At 72.6% G+C, this 14,946-nt stretch carries 10 protein-coding genes and 1 pseudogene; 6 read left to right on the forward strand and 5 right to left on the reverse strand.

Features of this window, described 5'->3' with window-relative positions; all coding sequences use genetic code 11:
* The first annotated feature begins 134 nt into the window (after positions 1-134).
* The 4 genes from ABTY62_RS06760 to ABTY62_RS06775 all read left to right on the forward strand — a co-directional run bounded on the left by ABTY62_RS06760 (position 135) and on the right by ABTY62_RS06775 (position 6,528).
* On the forward strand, positions 135-1,550 hold the full coding sequence (locus ABTY62_RS06760) for a S28 family serine protease (RefSeq protein ID WP_352128325.1): 1,416 nt from the start codon (positions 135-137) through the stop codon (positions 1,548-1,550).
* 236 nt (positions 1,551-1,786) lie between these two features.
* Positions 1,787-1,951 carry an SCO0268 family class II lanthipeptide gene (lanA, locus tag ABTY62_RS06765; protein ID WP_311729673.1) on the forward strand — a complete coding sequence of 55 codons (165 nt, stop codon included), beginning with the start codon at positions 1,787-1,789 and terminating at the stop codon, positions 1,949-1,951.
* Between the two features lie 81 nt (positions 1,952-2,032).
* Positions 2,033-5,176 carry a lantibiotic dehydratase gene (locus ABTY62_RS06770; protein ID WP_352128326.1) on the forward strand — a complete coding sequence of 1,048 codons (3,144 nt, stop codon included), beginning with the start codon at positions 2,033-2,035 and terminating at the stop codon, positions 5,174-5,176.
* Positions 5,173-6,528, forward strand: a complete 1,356-nt coding sequence (locus tag ABTY62_RS06775; protein WP_352128327.1) for a lanthionine synthetase C family protein — start codon at positions 5,173-5,175, stop codon at positions 6,526-6,528. The genes ABTY62_RS06770 and ABTY62_RS06775 overlap by 4 nt, the downstream gene beginning before the upstream one ends.
* A 24-nt stretch (positions 6,529-6,552) precedes the next feature.
* Here the strand turns inward: ABTY62_RS06775 and ABTY62_RS06780 are convergent, their stop codons facing one another.
* The 3 genes from ABTY62_RS06780 to ABTY62_RS06790 form a co-directional block, all read right to left on the reverse strand.
* Entirely contained in the window at positions 6,553-8,526 is a 1,974-nt protein-coding gene (locus tag ABTY62_RS06780; RefSeq protein WP_352128328.1) for a glycoside hydrolase family 3 protein, read from the reverse strand.
* A gap of 182 nt (positions 8,527-8,708) precedes the next feature.
* The gene (locus ABTY62_RS06785; RefSeq protein WP_352128329.1) at positions 8,709-9,233 is read right to left on the reverse strand and encodes a hypothetical protein; all 525 of its coding nucleotides are present in this window, start codon (positions 9,231-9,233) and stop codon (positions 8,709-8,711) included.
* A 758-nt stretch (positions 9,234-9,991) separates the two neighbouring features.
* Positions 9,992-10,897 (reverse strand): LysR family transcriptional regulator, encoded by a 906-nt coding sequence (locus ABTY62_RS06790; protein WP_352128330.1) that lies wholly within the window; start codon positions 10,895-10,897, stop codon positions 9,992-9,994.
* An 88-nt stretch (positions 10,898-10,985) separates the two neighbouring features.
* On the opposite strand from ABTY62_RS06790, the gene ABTY62_RS06795 reads away from it, so the two are divergent.
* The gene (locus ABTY62_RS06795) at positions 10,986-11,966 is read left to right on the forward strand and encodes an EamA family transporter (protein ID WP_352128332.1); all 981 of its coding nucleotides are present in this window, start codon (positions 10,986-10,988) and stop codon (positions 11,964-11,966) included.
* Here ABTY62_RS06795 and ABTY62_RS06800 read toward each other — a convergent pair.
* Together ABTY62_RS06800 and ABTY62_RS06805 are read right to left on the reverse strand one after the other, a co-directional pair.
* A pseudogene (locus tag ABTY62_RS06800) lies at positions 11,956-12,630 on the reverse strand (sugar phosphate isomerase/epimerase family protein); the annotation flags it as partial. The gene ABTY62_RS06795 and the pseudogene ABTY62_RS06800 overlap by 11 nt on opposite strands.
* A gap of 45 nt (positions 12,631-12,675) precedes the next feature.
* Positions 12,676-13,824, reverse strand: coding sequence for a methyltransferase (locus ABTY62_RS06805; protein WP_352128643.1), 1,149 nt, complete (start codon positions 13,822-13,824; stop codon positions 12,676-12,678).
* Positions 13,825-14,020: 196 nt separating this feature from the next.
* Between ABTY62_RS06805 and ABTY62_RS06810 the strand changes: the two genes are divergently transcribed.
* On the forward strand, positions 14,021-14,731 hold the full coding sequence (locus tag ABTY62_RS06810) for a lytic polysaccharide monooxygenase auxiliary activity family 9 protein (RefSeq protein ID WP_311729666.1): 711 nt from the start codon (positions 14,021-14,023) through the stop codon (positions 14,729-14,731).
* The last annotated feature ends 215 nt before the right edge of the window (positions 14,732-14,946 follow it).

Genomic DNA, 14,946 nt, shown 5'->3' on the forward strand with positions numbered 1-14,946 from the left:
AGCCATCACAGCCCGCTACGAAAGAGGGCGGAGCCCACAACTCTCCGTATTCGGGCTCCGGTTGCCGGGTCTGGCGGCCCCACCTGTGCCCCGATAGGTTCTCGGCGATCCGTGCGAACTCATGGGGAGGGCGAATGGGCAAGGCGCTCAGATGGCTGTTGGCGCTGGTGATGCTCGTGGGAGCGGTCGGCGCCGGCGTCGGCAGCGCGTCCGCGGCACCGGCCACCGCGAAACCGGCCACCGCGGAGCCTGACATCAAGGACCGAATACTCGCGATACCCGGAATGCGGCTCGTCGAGGAAAAGCCGTATGACGGCTACCGATTTTTCGTACTGACCTACACCCAGCCGATCGACCACCGTCACCCGGCCAAGGGGACCTTCGAGCAGCGCTTCACCCTGCTGCACAAATCCACCGACCGGCCCACGGTGTTCTTCACCTCGGGCTACAACGTCAACACCAGCCCGCGCCGCAGCGAGCCGACCCAGATCGTCGACGGCAACCAGGTGTCGCTGGAGTATCGCTTCTTCACCCCGTCCCGGCCCCAGCCCGCCGACTGGTCCAAGCTCGACATCTGGCAGGCGGCCAGTGACCAGCACCGCCTCTACCGGGCGCTGAAGCCGGTCTACGGCAAGAAGTGGCTGGCCACCGGCGGCAGCAAGGGCGGCATGACCGCCACGTACTACCGCCGCTTCTACCCGAACGACATGGACGCCACCGTCGCCTACGTCGCGCCCAACGACGTGGTGAACAAGGAAGACTCGGCCTACGACCGCTTCTTCGCCTCCGTCGGCACCGCCGAGTGCCGCACCAAGCTGAACGCGGTGCAGCGCGAGGCGCTGGTGCGGCGCGAGGAGATCCTGGCCCGCTACCAGAAGTGGGCGGACGACGAGGGGCAGACCTTCACGGTCGTCGGCAGCGCGGACAAGGCGTACGAGAACGTCGCCCTCGACCTGGTGTGGGCCTTCTGGCAGTACCACGGGGTGAGCGAGTGCGCCGACGTGCCCGCGCCGACCGCCTCGACCGACGAGCTGTACACCTTCGTCGACGACATCTCCGGCTTCGCCGCCTACACCGACCAGGGCCTGGAGACCTACACGCCGTACTACTACCAGGCGGGCACGGAACTGGGCTCGCCCAGCTTCGAAACCCCGCACCTGGACGGGCTGCTGCGCTACCCGGGCATCTACACCCCGCGCAGCTATGTGCCGCGTGAGATCCCGATGCGCTTCCGGCCGAACGCGATGCGGGACATCGACACCTGGGTGCGGCACGACGCGCGGCGGATGCTGTTCGTGTACGGGCAGAACGACCCGTGGGGCGCGGAGCGGTTCCGGCCCGGCAAGGGCGCCGAGGACTCGTACGTGTACACCGTCGCCGGCGGCAACCACGGCTCGAACATCGCCCAGCTCGCGGCCGACGAGAAGGCCAAGGCCACGGCAGCGGTGCAGCGGTGGGCGGGCGTCCAGCCCGCGGCGAAGCCGCTGGCCCCGTACGACGCGCGGCTCGACCGCCGCGAGGTCGAGCGCGAGCCGGCCCTGCGGCCGTAAGGAGCCCTGGGCACGGAGGGGCGGCGAGACAGGACTCGGCGAGTGCGTCGAAGTCCGCTCGCCGCCCCTTTTGCGCATTGAGGGCTTCCGCGGACCCGCGGACACATCAGCCCCGCAGATCATGGCTGAAAATCGACTCCCTGACGGGTGAATCGGGAGTGACAGTTAGGGCTGCCGAGGAGAACCAGTGCTTCGGCTAGTTCCAGTCCGTGCACCTTGACACACCAGGGAGAAGCATGCGTACTGAGATTGTTCTTAAGAATGATGACCTTGACCTCGACCTAGACCTCGACCTGCGCGTCTCCGACCTTCCGGAGGGCACGGAGCAGTTCGGGCAGGGCACCTTCACTTCGCCGAGCAGCTACGCGATCGGCACCCGCTGCCCCGTCTGTTGCGCGTAACGGCCGGATGATCGAGCGGGGCAGGCAGTGCCTGCCCCGCTGTTCTGTATCCCAGGCGAGGCGAGGCGAGGAAACAGGGACGTGCGACCGGAGTCCGAAATCTTCGAGGTACGTGAACCGGTGCTGGTGCGGATCGCGAGCAGGCCCCGGGACCGCGCCGAGGCCGTGATCAGCCCCGACGACCCGCTGCCCGGCATCCGCAGCCTGGCCGCCGACCCCCTGCTCCAGCAGGCCGTCCACGTCGCCAGCGGCAGCCTGGCCCTCAGTCTCCGGCGCCTGGGCGACGACGAGGAGGCGGCGGCCTACGGCCGCAAGCGCACCCTGAGCGCCGCACGGACCCTCACCCGGTACGCGCGGCGGTCCGGTGGACGCCCCACCCCCTTCGGGCTCTTCGCGGGAGTGGGCAGCGCCCGCTTCGGCCCCGCCGCCAAGGCGGGGTCCTGGGGCTCCGGCGAGGTGTCGGTCCGCCTGGACGGAGCCTGGCTGCACCGCCGCGTGACGGCCTGGCTGGCCGACCCCGGGGTGCGCCGCCGGGTGGATGTCGTCCTCAACGACCTGTGCGTCCTCCGGGACGGCCGGCTGACGCTGCGCACCGGCGAGCGGCAGACCTCGGTCCGCGACAACGCGCTGGTCGCCGCGGTGCGCGAACTCACCGCCGGCCCCGTCCCCTACGCCGCCCTGTTCGACGAGCTGTCCCGCCGCTTCCCCACACTCTCCGCGGAGCGCCTCGACGCCCAGCTCGGCGGCCTCGTCCAGCATGGCCTCCTGCTCACCTCGCTGACCCCGCACCGCATCGACGACGAGTACCTCGACCGGATCGAGGCCGCTCTCCAGGACACCCTTCCCGACACGGCCGCGGGACTGCGCTCGATCCGCTCGGCCGCCGCCGTTCACGAACAGGACGCTCCCGGCGAGGGACTCGCCTCCTGGCAGGCACTTCTCGACCGGGTCCGCCGCCTCGACGCACCCGGGGAGAGCGGTGACGGGCACCAGCGGCCACCGGTCCACGTCGATCTGCGGATGCCCGCCGACTTCGTCGTACCGCACACGGTCGGTGCGGAAGTGCGCCGCTACGCCGCCGCGATCTGGGCGATGACGCCCGAGTGGACGACGCTCGAGTACATGCGGGACTACCGGGACCGCTTCATCGAGCGGTACGGAACCGCGTCGGCCGTGCCCCTCGCCGATCTCGTCGACCCGCACCGCGGTCTTGGCCTGCCGCCCGAGTACGCGGATCCGCCCGCCCATCCGCGCACGGGACCGGGCGACGACGCCGACCGCCCGCGCCGCGGTGTGATCGCGGAACTCGTCCAGCAGGCCGTCCTCGCCGGAACCGACATCGAGCTCACCGACGACGACGTGGCACGTCTGGCCACTGCCGCGGGACACGACCCCGACGCCAGACCGCCGCGCACCCTCGAACTGTGCTTCCAGATTCTCGCGGACAGCCTGGACGCCCTGGACCGGGGAGACTTCCAGCTCCTCGGCAGCCCGCACATCGGCTCCTGGACGGGCGGCGCCACCGCGGGCCGATTCGCCGCCACCACCGGCCTCACCGGGGAACTCTCCCGGCTCGTCTCGCACTCCGCCGGCTCGGACAGCCTGCTGGCGCAGGTGGACGTCGCGCCCCGCGACCCCCGTTCGCTCAACATCGTCCAGGTGCCGCGCCTGCTGGCGCACCGCATCCCCATCGGCGTCGCCGACGACCGCGGCGACCCCCACTGCCTGGACTGGCGTACGTTGCTGGTGGCGGCCGGTGCGGACGGACTGAGACTGCTGCACGAACCCACGGGCCGTCAGGTCGTGCCGGTGTTCCCGCACATGCTGGCGCTCGACACCCAGGCGCCCTCGGTGGCCCGCTTCCTGTCGGATCTGGCCGCGGCCCGTCCCCGCGTATGGTCCGGCTGGGACTGGGCCGGCCTGGACGTCCTGCCCTACCTGCCCCGGGTTCGCTACGGCCGGGTCCTGGCGGCCCCCCGCCGCTGGCTGCCGGGCCGGCGGCTGCGCGACGCCGCCCGCGCGCAGGGCGGAGCCGCGTGGCAGGAGGGGCTGCGCGAGTGGCGGCAGCGCCTCGTCGTACCCGACCGCGTGCAGATCGCCAGGAATGATCAGATGTACCCGATCGACCTGCGCGACCCATGGGACCAGGACCTGCTGCGTTCCGAACTGACCGCGGCGCAGCCCCGCTTCGTCCTGTACGAGGACATCACCGCCGACGGTGCGCACCTGGGCTGGAACGCGGGGCACAGCACCGAGATCGTGGTGCCTCTGGTGCGCACCTCCGCGCCGTCCGCCTCCGCGCCGTCCGCCTCCGCGTCGTCTGCCTACGCACCGGTCCGGCGTGCCCCGACCCGGGTCCACCTGCCCGGTGAGGACTGGCTGTTCGTCAAGGTGTACGCGGAACCGACGGCTCACGACGCACTGTTGACCGACCACCTGCCGCGGTGGCTTTCGGACATCGAGAAGGACATCGACCGATGGTTCTTCCTGCGCTACCGGGATCCCGAGCCGCATCTGCGGCTGCGTTTCCATGGCGATCCGGACGTGTTGAACGGTCGTGTCCTGCCCGTCCTCAGCCGCCACATCCGCGATTCGGTCGGTTCCGGTGCCCTGCGCACCATGGCCCTGGACGTCTACCGGCCCGAGACCGACCGTTACGGCGGCGACTCCCTCCAGGAGGCGGCCGAGCGTCTGTTCCAGACCGACAGCCTCTCCGCACTGCTCCAGTTGCGTGCGCGCGGGGCGGGGGCGTCAGCCATGCCCGACGAGGTGCTGGCCGCCCTGGGACACGCTGTCCTGCTGGACTCCATGGGGGACTGGGACTGGTGCGCCTGGGTGGACCGTATGATCGCCAAAGGACCGGAACATGACGCTTACCAGCGGCATCGGTCGACGGCCCACCACCTGATCCGCCCCGGTGAGCCCGGCGAGACGGCCCGCCTGGCCGCGCAGGAACTGTCGTCCCCGGCGCTCGCGCGGCTATGGACCGAGACACCGGAACCGCGCGCCTACGGCCGTCTGATTCTGGCCACTTCGCCCGCCGACCTCGACGAGGCGGTGCTCTCCCTTCTCCACATGCGGCACAACCGTTTGTTCGGCGTCGGTCCGGCGGCGGAGGCCCGCGGATACGCCGTACTTCGCGGCGTGGCCCGCGCCCACATCGGAAGGAGGGCTCACGCTCCCCGCCCTGCCTCCTCCCAGCCGACCCCCGGGAGGGCCGGATGAGCGGCACAGCCCACAGCGAGCCGGCCACCGCGCGGACACGTGCCGCCGTACGTGAACGTGCCCTGGCCGTCTCCGCCCAGATCCTCGACCGGCTGGCCGACCCCGCTGCCACTATGGCCGCCACACGCATCCCCGCCGAGGCCGCCGACGACGGTGTCCCCGAAGGCATCTGGGCCGAACTGACCCTCGGCAGTGGAAGCCCCGGCCTGGCCATCGCGTTCAGCGGAGTGAGCCACCGTGCGGCTGAGCAGGCGCCCCGGGCGCATGCCTATCTCGGAGTGGCGACCCGGGCGGTGGCCTCCGGGACCGTCGCCCCGAGCGGCATCTTCAAGGGGCCGGGAGCACTGGCCTTCGCGGTGCTGATCGCCCATCGCGGCACCGGCGGTTACCTCTCCGCGCTCCAGCGTCTCGACGCCTACCAGCGTGATCTGGTGGGCACCGTACTGCCTCCGGACGTGGACGACGCCCCGCTTCCCACCATCGGCCACTACGAGGTGGTCCGCGGTCTGACTGGAGTCGGCCGCTACCTTCTCGCCCGCGTCGAGAGCTGCGGTGAGGCGCTCGAAAGCGTCCTCGACTACTTGATACGCCTGGCGCGCGGCACCGTCGGGCACCGCGGGCACCGCGTGCCCCGGTGGTGGGCCCTGGACGCTCCACGCATCGGTTCGGAGGCCGCGTTTCCCGGCGGCCACCTCAACCTCGGCATCTCACACGGTCTCGCGGGTCCTCTCGCGCTGATGTCGCTCGCCTGGCAGCAGGGCGTCAGGCTGCCGGATCAGCGGGAGGCCATCGAGTCCATGGCGGACCTCCTGGTCCGGTGGTCGGTCAAGGACGGGCACGGCGTCTTCTGGCCCGGCCATCTCAGCCTCGCCCAGTGGGTGGCCGGCCCGGAGGAGTACGGCGAGCCCGCCGGATGGCCGTCGTGGTGCTACGGCGCCCCCGGCGTCTCGCGCGCCCTCCAGCTGGCCGGACTGGCACTGGGACGCGAAGACTGGGCGGCCCTGTCGCGAGCGTCGGTGGAGCGGCTGCTGACCCTGCCCATGCACGACTGGGGCATCCACGATCACGCCCTGTGCCACGGCTGGGCAGGCGCCCTGCACCAACTCGGGCGTCTCAACGAACCCTTCGGCGACCCGCGGATCGAGGATCTCCGGGACCGGCTGGCCACCGAGCTGACCAGTGCCTTCGACCCGGACCTGCCGTTCGGCCACCGCTTCACCATGACAGCGGTGCCCTACGGCTCCGACGTCTCGGGCTACCTGGACGGTGCCGCGGGCGTCGCCCTGGCCCTCGATTCCTACGCGGCGGGAACCACCTCATCCGGCTGGGACATGCCCTTGCTGCTGTCCTGACCTCCGCCGGGGAATCCGACCAGCTCAGTACGACAGGCCGTGGCCTCTCGGGTACAGCACCCGGTGCGGCGCGTCCGCGCGCCGTACCGGGACGGGCAGCCTGCCGCGCGGGTTCACCCGGCCCGCGATGACGCGCGCGGCGGCGCGCAGCTCGACGTCCGTCCAGGAGTAGGTGGCCAGGGAGGCGATGGGGACGGCCTCGGGGGCCGCGTCGGGGGCAGCCGCGGGGGCGGCCTCGGCCGCTCTGCCGGCGCCGACGCGGTTGGTGCTGCGGTTGCCGTTGCCGTGGGTGAGGTTGAGGTACGCGACGTCGTACGGGTTCCGGATGGCCACGTGGACCAGCGGGACGCCCGTGGCGGCGAGCTCGGAGACGAGCCTGCGCTGGCGGGACCCCGCGTCGACGTCGTACGTCGTCACGATCACCGCGTCCTGATTTTTGGCCGCCTCGACCGCCGCTTTGATCCGCTCCGGTGTCGGCTCGGGTGCGGTGCCGGTGGACAGGGTCTCGGCGGTGAAGCCGAGGGCGGTCAGCGCGCGGCCCAGGACCGCCGTCGGCGGGCCGCCGGTGCCGGAGGGGGCGGCCGGGTCCGGGCCCACGACCAGCAGCTTGCGGTGGTGCGAGAGGGACAGCGGCAGCAGGCCGCCCTCGTTGACGAGGAGAGTGGTGGTGCGCTCGGCTATTCGGTCGGCGGTGGCGCGGTGTTCGCGAGAGCCGACCGTACGGTTCACCTCGCGGTCGCTGGTGTGGGGGGCGTCGAACAGGCCCCGGCGCGCCTTGAGTTCCAGGATGCGCAGTACGGACTCCTCGATGCGGGCCTCGCTGAGCACCCCCTCCCGGACCGCCCGGCGGACGGCCGCCCAGGCGGTCGGCAGGTCCGGCGGGTTCAGCAGCTGGTCCGCGCCCGCCTTCAGGGCCAGGACCGGCACCCGTCCGTCGCCGTACTTCTTCCGCACCCCGGCCATCCCGAGCGAGTCCGTCACCACCACGCCGCCGAATCCCAGTTCACGGCGGAGTACGCCGGTGATGATGGGCTTGGAGAGCGTGGCGGGGTCGTCGACCGGGTCGAGCGCGGGGAACAGCAGATGCGCCGTCATGATCGCGTCGATGCCCGCCTCGATGGCGGCCCGGAACGGCGGTGCGTCCAGCCGCTCCCACTCGGGGCGGGAGTGCGTGATGACCGGGAGGCCGATGTGGCTGTCCACGGCCGTGTCGCCGTGCCCGGGGAAGTGCTTGGCCGTGGCCGCGACCCCGGCGCTCTGATACCCCTCGACCTGGGCCGCGACCAGGCGGGCCACGGCCCTGGGGTCGGCGCCCAAGGAACGTACGCCTATGACCGGGTTCGCCGGGTCGACATTGACGTCCGCCACGGGCGCGTAGTCCTGCCGGATGCCGAGCGCGGCGAGCTCGGCGCCCGCGATCCCGGCGGCGGTGCGGGCGTCCGCGGCGCTGCGGCCCGCGCCGAGGGCCATCGCGCCCGGGAGGAGCGTGGCGGGGGCGCCGATGCGCGTGACGATGCCGTGCTCCTGGTCGGTGGACAGGAGGACGGGGACGGGGGCCGGGCCCGCGAGCGCGGCCTTCTGGATGCCGTTGGAGAGCGCGGCGAGCTGGTGGGGGTCGCGGATGTTGTGCGCCCACCCGACGTACATGATGCCGCCGACGTGGTACTTCGCTATCAGCTCGGCGGCGTTGGCGACGCCGGCCTCCTTGCGGTTCTGGGCGGCGTCGGCGGGGTCGGGGGCGGTGGCGGAGTGGCCGTAGACCCGCGCCACGAAGAGCTGGCCGATCTTCTCGTCCAGGGTCATCCGGCCCAGGAGCGCGTCGATGCGCTTGCGGTCGCGGTCGCGGGTGGGGGTTTGGGTCGGCGGCGGGTTCGGGGTGGTCTTGCGGTCCCGGGTGGCGGCGGACGGCTGTGGCGAACACGCGGCGGCGGTGGCCGCGAGGGCGGCGGCCAGGAGGGCGCGGCGGGAGGCCGCCTGAGGGAATGCAGGGTTCTGCACCCGCGCTCCTTCCGTAGGGTCGGGGAGGGGGTGGCTGTGGTCCGCATGAAGCGAACATGCGGAAAATATGCGGGAAGTGAGGCTGGGTCAATTCGGGGGACGGAGGGGAACAGCCTCGGTCAATCGGCGTGCGGGGCCGGTCACGGGGCGGCCGGACGCTGTCGGGGAGCGGCGCGCGGCGGTCAGTCCGCGAAACGTGGCTGCGCGGGCAGCCGGTCCTCGGGCACCTGGAAGACCGCGATGGTGTGGAAGGGCGCGTAGCACTCCGGCGGCGGCTTCGGGTGCGGGGCCGGGATCAGCCTCAGCGTGTCATCGGTGCGGTAGAGGCGCGCGGACGGCCACTGGGCACAGCCGGTGATCGTGGACCAGCCGACCAGGGGGGTGCGGGTGAAGTCGATGTCCTTGGCCCTGGCGGTGATCTCGCGTGACCGCTCGCCGAAGAGCCGGGCGAAGGCGCTCAGCTCGTCCGGGCGGCGCAGCACGGCACGGACTTCGCGGACCGCACCGGGGGCGCTCGTGAAGTAGACGAGCCCCGTGTCGACGCGGCCCTGGCGGGAGGGGGTGCCGGGCGGGGAGCTCGGGGTGCCGCCGTCGGCGCGGTTGACGGGGGGCACGCCGACGGCGGGATGCTGCTGGCCGCAGGCCGTGGAGAGGGAGGTCAGCGACGCAGCCAGCAGCGAGGCCGACACCGCCCTGCGGAGACTCACCGGCAGCACGCCCCTTGGACGGCCCGCGCCCCCTGCCGGTTCCGCGGCGGGCGCGGCCGCGCGGAATCGGTTACGGGCGGTACGCATGTGGTCATGTTGGCAGCGGCGGTCGTGCGCGGTGCGGTGGGCGCGCCGGGGTTGCGCCGTGTGGGGGGTGCGCCTGCTGTGTGTACGTGGTGCCGGGGGCGGGGCCTCCGGGGCTGTCACTCCTGGACCGCGCCGGTCCGGTGGGGGGTGCGCCTGCTGTGGGTGCGTGGTGCGGGGGCGGGGCCTCCGGGGCTGTCACCCTGGACCGCATATTTACGGCGCCGGTGCCCGGAAGCGAGACCTTGCCCGGAACTTGGCGCCACAAATATGCGTAAGCGTCCAGGGCACCACCCCTGCACCCCCACCCCCTCACGTCTCGTCGGCGGCTCCCCGCCCGGTGCCCCCGGCCCGGGACGGGAGGGCTGTCCAGCCGTCGCGGCGGCTCCCCCGGTGGGCCGACTTCGCCCGGGGCGGTGCGGGGCGGCGCCCCCTTACCCCCCTCGGCACGTCGCCGAAGACATCGGGGGCCTGGGGGTCTCCCCCAGTTGTGGGAAGGGGCGGGTTGGGGAAAAGCCCCCCACGCGCGTCACCCCGCCCTTGCGCCGCGCCCGAGGGCCACGCGCGGAGCCGCGTGCCGGACCCGCCCGCCGGGTCACCGGGGCGTATCGGGGGGCTGGGGGTGTTCCCCCAGTTGCGGGAAGGGGCGGGGTGGGGAAAGGCCCCCTCGCGCGTCAGACCGCGCGACTCGGCCAGTGCACGCGCAGCAGCCGCACGGTCTCCGTGATCGCGGGCCGCCGCGCCGCCCCCGTGCGCCACAGCGCGTACAGGCGGCGGACCGGCACCGGGTTCAGGGGGACGGCCAGGACGCCGTCCGGGAGGGGGCCGCGGCCGAGGCGGGGCATCAGCGCGATGCCGAGGCCCGCCGCGACCAGGGCGACCTGGGTGTGGTTCTCCGCCGCCTGGTACGCGAGGTCGGGCTCGGTGCCCGAGGCGCGCAGCGTGCGGACCAGCCAGTCGTGGCAGACGGACCCCGGCGGCTGGCAGATCCACCGCTGCCCCGACAGGTCCTCGCGGCGCAGCGGGCCGGGCCCGGCGAGCGGGTGTCCGGCGGGTACGAGGACGTCGCACAGGTCGTCGCCGAGGACGGCCCGCTCGAGGCCGTCGGGGGCGGGCAGCGGCGCGATGTCCCAGTCGTGGGCGACCGCGAGGTCGATGACTCCTTGGGCCGCCAGGTCGGGGGAGAGGTGTGGGTCGACCTCGATGAGGCGGGTGTCCAGGGAGCGGTGCCGCTCGGCGAGTTCGGCGAGGACTTGAGGCAGCAGCCCGCGGGCCGCCGACGCGAAGGCGCCGATCATCAGCCGCCCGGCGGGCAGTCCGCGCCGCTCCTCGAGTGTGGTCTCGGCCCGCTCGACGATCGCCAGCAGTTGCTGGGCGGTGGCGGCCAGGTGCTGGGCCTCGTCGGTCAGCGCGATGCCCCGGCCCTGGCGCTCCAGGAGCGTGGTGCGGGTCTCCCGTTCGAGCTTGGCGATCTGCTGGGAGACGGCGGAGGGCGTGTAGCCGAGCGCGGTGGCCGCCGCGCTGACCGAGCCGTGGACGGAGACGGCGTGCAGTGCGCGGAGCCGGGCCAGGTCGAGCATGGTGACTCTTTCTTTTAAGAGACGCTGCAACCAACCATGAAGCAATCCGTGCTGGTGCTACAAGGTCGGCTGCCGTGATGCTCGACTCATGCGACCTGCACACGTGCTTCTGGCCGTCCTCGTCACCGCGGTTTGGGGCGTCAACTTCGTCGTTATCGATATTGGGCTCGACCATTTCCCGCCGCTGCTGTTCGGCGCGCTGCGCTTCCTCGTCGCGGCGCTGCCCGCCGTTTTTCTGGTCGGCCGGCCGAAGGTGGCGTGGAAGTGGGTGCTCGGGGTCGGTCTGGCGCTGGGCGTGGCGAAGTTCGGGCTGTTGTTCATCGGCATGCACGAGGGGATGCCCGCCGGGCTGTCGTCGTTGGTGTTGCAGGTCCAGGCGGTGTTCACGGCGCTGTTCGCGGCTGTGGTGCTGGGGGAGCGGCCGGGGCGTATGCGGTTGGTGGGCATGGGGGTGGCGCTGGCCGGTATCGGGGTGGCCGCTGTCGATGAGGGGACTTCCGGGCCGCTGCTCTCCTTTGCGCTCGTGATCGCCGCCGCTGTTTTCTGGGGCGTGTCGAATGTTCTGACCCGCAAGGCCGCGCCGCCCGACCCGGTCAGCTTCATGGTCTGGGTGAGCCTGGTGCCGGTGTTGCCGCTGCTGGGGCTGTCCCTGCTGTTCGAGGGCGCGGACCCCGATCTGGAGGCCCTGCGCTCGCTCGACTGGGCCGGGGCGGGCGTGATCGTCTACGTCGCCTGGATCGTGACGCTTCTCGGCTTCGGCGCCTGGAACTTCCTGCTGCGGACCTACGACGCCTCGGCGGTCGCGCCCTTCACCCTGCTGGTGCCGGTCTTCGGGATGTCCTCGGCCGCGCTGGTGCTGGGGGAGGGCATCAGCCCGCTGCGCTGGCTGGCGGCGGCGCTGCTGGTGGGCGGCGTGGCGCTGACCTCGGTGTCGTTCAGGCGGCCTCGGCGAGCAGCCGCAGCAGATGGTCCCGCGCCGCGGGAAGCAGCCCCGGAAGCTCGGCCGCCTGTGGGTACCACCGCTTCTCGTACTCCCAGCACAGCCAGCCGTCCCAGCCCGCGCGGCTGAGCAGCTCGACGGACTCGGCCAGCGGCAGCACGCCTGCGCCGAGCGGCAGCGGGGTGGTGTCCTCGGCCGAGGCGATGTCCTTGACCTGCACATAGCCCAGGTGCGGGGCGAGCGCGGCGTGGGTGGCGGAGGGGTCCTCGCCGCCCAGCCAGGGGTGCATCACATCCCAGATCGCGCCAACGCTCGGGTGGCCGACCTGGTTGAGGACGCGGGCCACGTCGGCTCCGGTGCGGTGGGAGTCATGCGTCTCCAGGAGCAGCTGTACGCCCAGGTCGGCGGCGTACGGCGCGGCGGCCGCGAGGCGGCGGGCGGCGTTGGTGTCGGCCTCGGCGGCGTCGAGGTCGCCGCCGCCGGGGAAGACCCGGACGTGCGCCGCGCCCAGGTCGTGGGCGAGTTGGAGGAGTTCCCGCAGGTCGTGCAGCGCGGGCTCGTCCGGGCCGGCGGCGGCGGACCGGACGTAGCCGGCGATCGTGAGCACCGCGAGCCCGGCGGCCTCGAACTCCGCCGCCACCCGCGCCCGCTCGGCGGTCCCGATCCCCGGGTGCACCGGCTCCTCGGGGTGCGCCCGCAGCTCGACGCCGTGGTATCCGGTGTCGGCGGCGAGCCGCACCACGTCCGGGATCGGCAGGCCGGGGACGCCGAGGGTGGAGAAGGCGAGCTGCATACGGGCTCCGGTTCTTCGCAGTGGATCAGGTCTCCATTCTGCTCGTTACCCGGCCGCGAGGCGCCATAGCGAGGTCACCTCCGCGGCGCGGGCCTCGTGCAGCGGGTCGCCGGGGTCGGTGGCGCGGCGGTGGACGGGGCGGGTGTCCAGCCGGTCCAGGACTTTCAGGCCCGCCCGCTCGAACGCGGCGAGCAACTCGGCGCGCGGGCGCAGACCGAGGTGTTCGGCGAGGTCGGACAGGATCAGCCAGCCCTCGCCGCCCGGGGCGAGGTGGTCGGCCAGCCCGTCGAGGAAGCCGTGGAGCATCCGGCTGTCGGGGTCGTACACCGCGTACTCGACCGGCGAGGTGGGTCGGGCGGGCACCCAGGGCGGGTTGCAGACGACGAGCGGGGCCCTGCCCGGCGGGAAGAGGTCCTCCTGGACGACATCCACCTGTTCGGTCAGACCGAGTCTTGCGATGTTCTCGCGTGCGCAGGCCAGGGCGCGGGGGTCCTGGTCGGTGGCCGTGATCTTCTGGACGCCCCGGCGGGCCAGTACGGCTCCCAGGACGCCGGTGCCCGTGCCGATGTCGTAGGCGAGGGGTGGCGGGGTGTCGGGGAGGGGGGCTTGGGCCACGAGGTCCACGTATTCGCCGCGTACGGGGGAGAACACGCCGTAGTGCGGATGGATCCGGTCGCCGCCCAGCGCCGGTACCGCGACGCCCTTCTTGCGCCACTCGTGCGCGCCGATCAGGCCCAGCAGTTCGCGCAGGGACGTCACCGAGGGCCCGTCGGCCGGTCCGTACGCCTCCTCGCACGCCTGCCGTACGTCGGGGGCGCGGCGCAGTGGCACGCCGTAGTCGCCGTCCAGCGGGATCAGCAGCATGCCGAGCACCCTGGCCCGCCGGGACTGGGCCTGGCGGTGCTGGTGGAAGGCCTCGGCGGGGGAGGCCGCGGGGGCGCGCCGGGGGCGCGGCCGGCGCGGGCCGCGGTCGGCGCGCCGGGCCATGGCGGTCAGCAGCTGGCGGGCGCCCCGGTAGTCGCCGCGCCACAGCAGCGCGGTGCCCTCACAGGCGAGGCGGTAGGCGGTGTCGGCCGTCATGCGGTCGTCGGCGGTGGTCACCCGCCGGGGTGGGGGCGTCTGGTTCTCGGAGCGCCAGCGGGCGTCGTGGGTGTGCCCGGCTTCGGTCCATTCGATGACCTGATGCGTACTCAGGGGGTTACCTCGTGGTTGGTTTGGTGCCGATGTCGTTCTCCCTATCGTGCTACGGACTTTGGCGCGAGTCGTTTTCGGCCGGATGACGCCCCCTCAGGTCTCTGGTCGGCCCGGGGGTCCGGTTCTACGATGGGAGCGCTCCCGCGCATCTCGCGCACCCCGCATCAGAGGAGAACAAGGGACACTTGGAGCCGTCATGATTTGTCATGAGCACAACCGGAGAAGGTGGGTGGCGCGGGCCTCGGCCGCCGCGTCCGCCGCCGTCCTGATGATCGCTATTCCGCTGGCGGACACCGCCGCCGCCCACGGCTCGGCCATCGGCCCGGCCTCGCGCAACTACGGCTGCTGGAAGCGCTGGGGCAGCGACTTCCAGAACCCGGAGATGAAGACCAAGGACCCCATGTGCTGGCAGGCCTGGCAGGCCGACACCAACGCCATGTGGAACTGGAACGGGCTCTACCGGGAGGGCGTCGCGGGCAACCACCAGGCCGCCCTCCCCGACGGACAGCTCTGTAGCGGCGGGCACACCTCGTCCGGCCGCTACAACGCGATGGACGTGCCCGGCAAGTGGGAGGCCACGGCCGTCAGCAACAGCTTCACCTTCAAGAACCACGACCAGGCGAAGCACGGTGCGGACTACTACCGCATCTATGTGACGAAGCAGGGCTACGACGCCACCACGCAGGCGCTGCGCTGGAGCGACCTCGAGCTGGTCGCCCAGACCGGCAAGATCGCCCCCGGCGTGGGGGAGCCCTCCACCGACCCCGCGCTCAACGGGGTCACCGTCTCGATCCCGGTCAACGCCCCCGGGCGCACCGGCCGCCATGTCGTCTTCATGATCTGGCAGGCCAGCCACCTGGACCAGTCGTTCTACTCGTGCAGTGACGTGATCTTCCCCGGCGGCTGAGCCCGGCCGGTCTTGGCGCCTGCGGCGGGCCGTTCCCCTACCCGGCCCCCTGTAGCCACGTGGCGGGAAGGGAAGGGGCTGGGGGCAAGATCCGCCGGACACGCAGCCTTCCCTGCCCGCTTCTCTCCGTGGGGTGGCAAGGGCTCCGCCCTGGACCCCGGGGTCTGGGGCGGAGCCCCGGCTGCGGGAAGGGGCGGGCAGGGGAAGGAGCCGCC

Origin of the sequence: Streptomyces sp. NPDC097640 (assembly GCF_040302705.1) — a bacterium.
Lineage (GTDB): Bacteria > Actinomycetota > Actinomycetes > Streptomycetales > Streptomycetaceae > Streptomyces.

What these genes read in the sequence shown, in the direction of transcription:
- ABTY62_RS06760 (WP_352128325.1), top strand. Translation starts at nt 135, where the DNA reads ATGGGCAAGGCGCTCAGATGGCTGTTGGCGCTGGTGATGCTCGTGGGA.
- lanA (WP_311729673.1), top strand. Translation starts at nt 1,787, where the DNA reads ATGCGTACTGAGATTGTTCTTAAGAATGATGACCTTGACCTCGACCTA.
- ABTY62_RS06775 (WP_352128327.1), top strand. Translation starts at nt 5,173, where the DNA reads ATGAGCGGCACAGCCCACAGCGAGCCGGCCACCGCGCGGACACGTGCC.
- ABTY62_RS06790 (WP_352128330.1), bottom strand. Translation starts at nt 10,897, where the DNA reads ATGCTCGACCTGGCCCGGCTCCGCGCACTGCACGCCGTCTCCGTCCAC.
- ABTY62_RS06795 (WP_352128332.1), top strand. Translation starts at nt 10,986, where the DNA reads ATGCGACCTGCACACGTGCTTCTGGCCGTCCTCGTCACCGCGGTTTGG.
- ABTY62_RS06810 (WP_311729666.1), top strand. Translation starts at nt 14,021, where the DNA reads ATGATTTGTCATGAGCACAACCGGAGAAGGTGGGTGGCGCGGGCCTCG.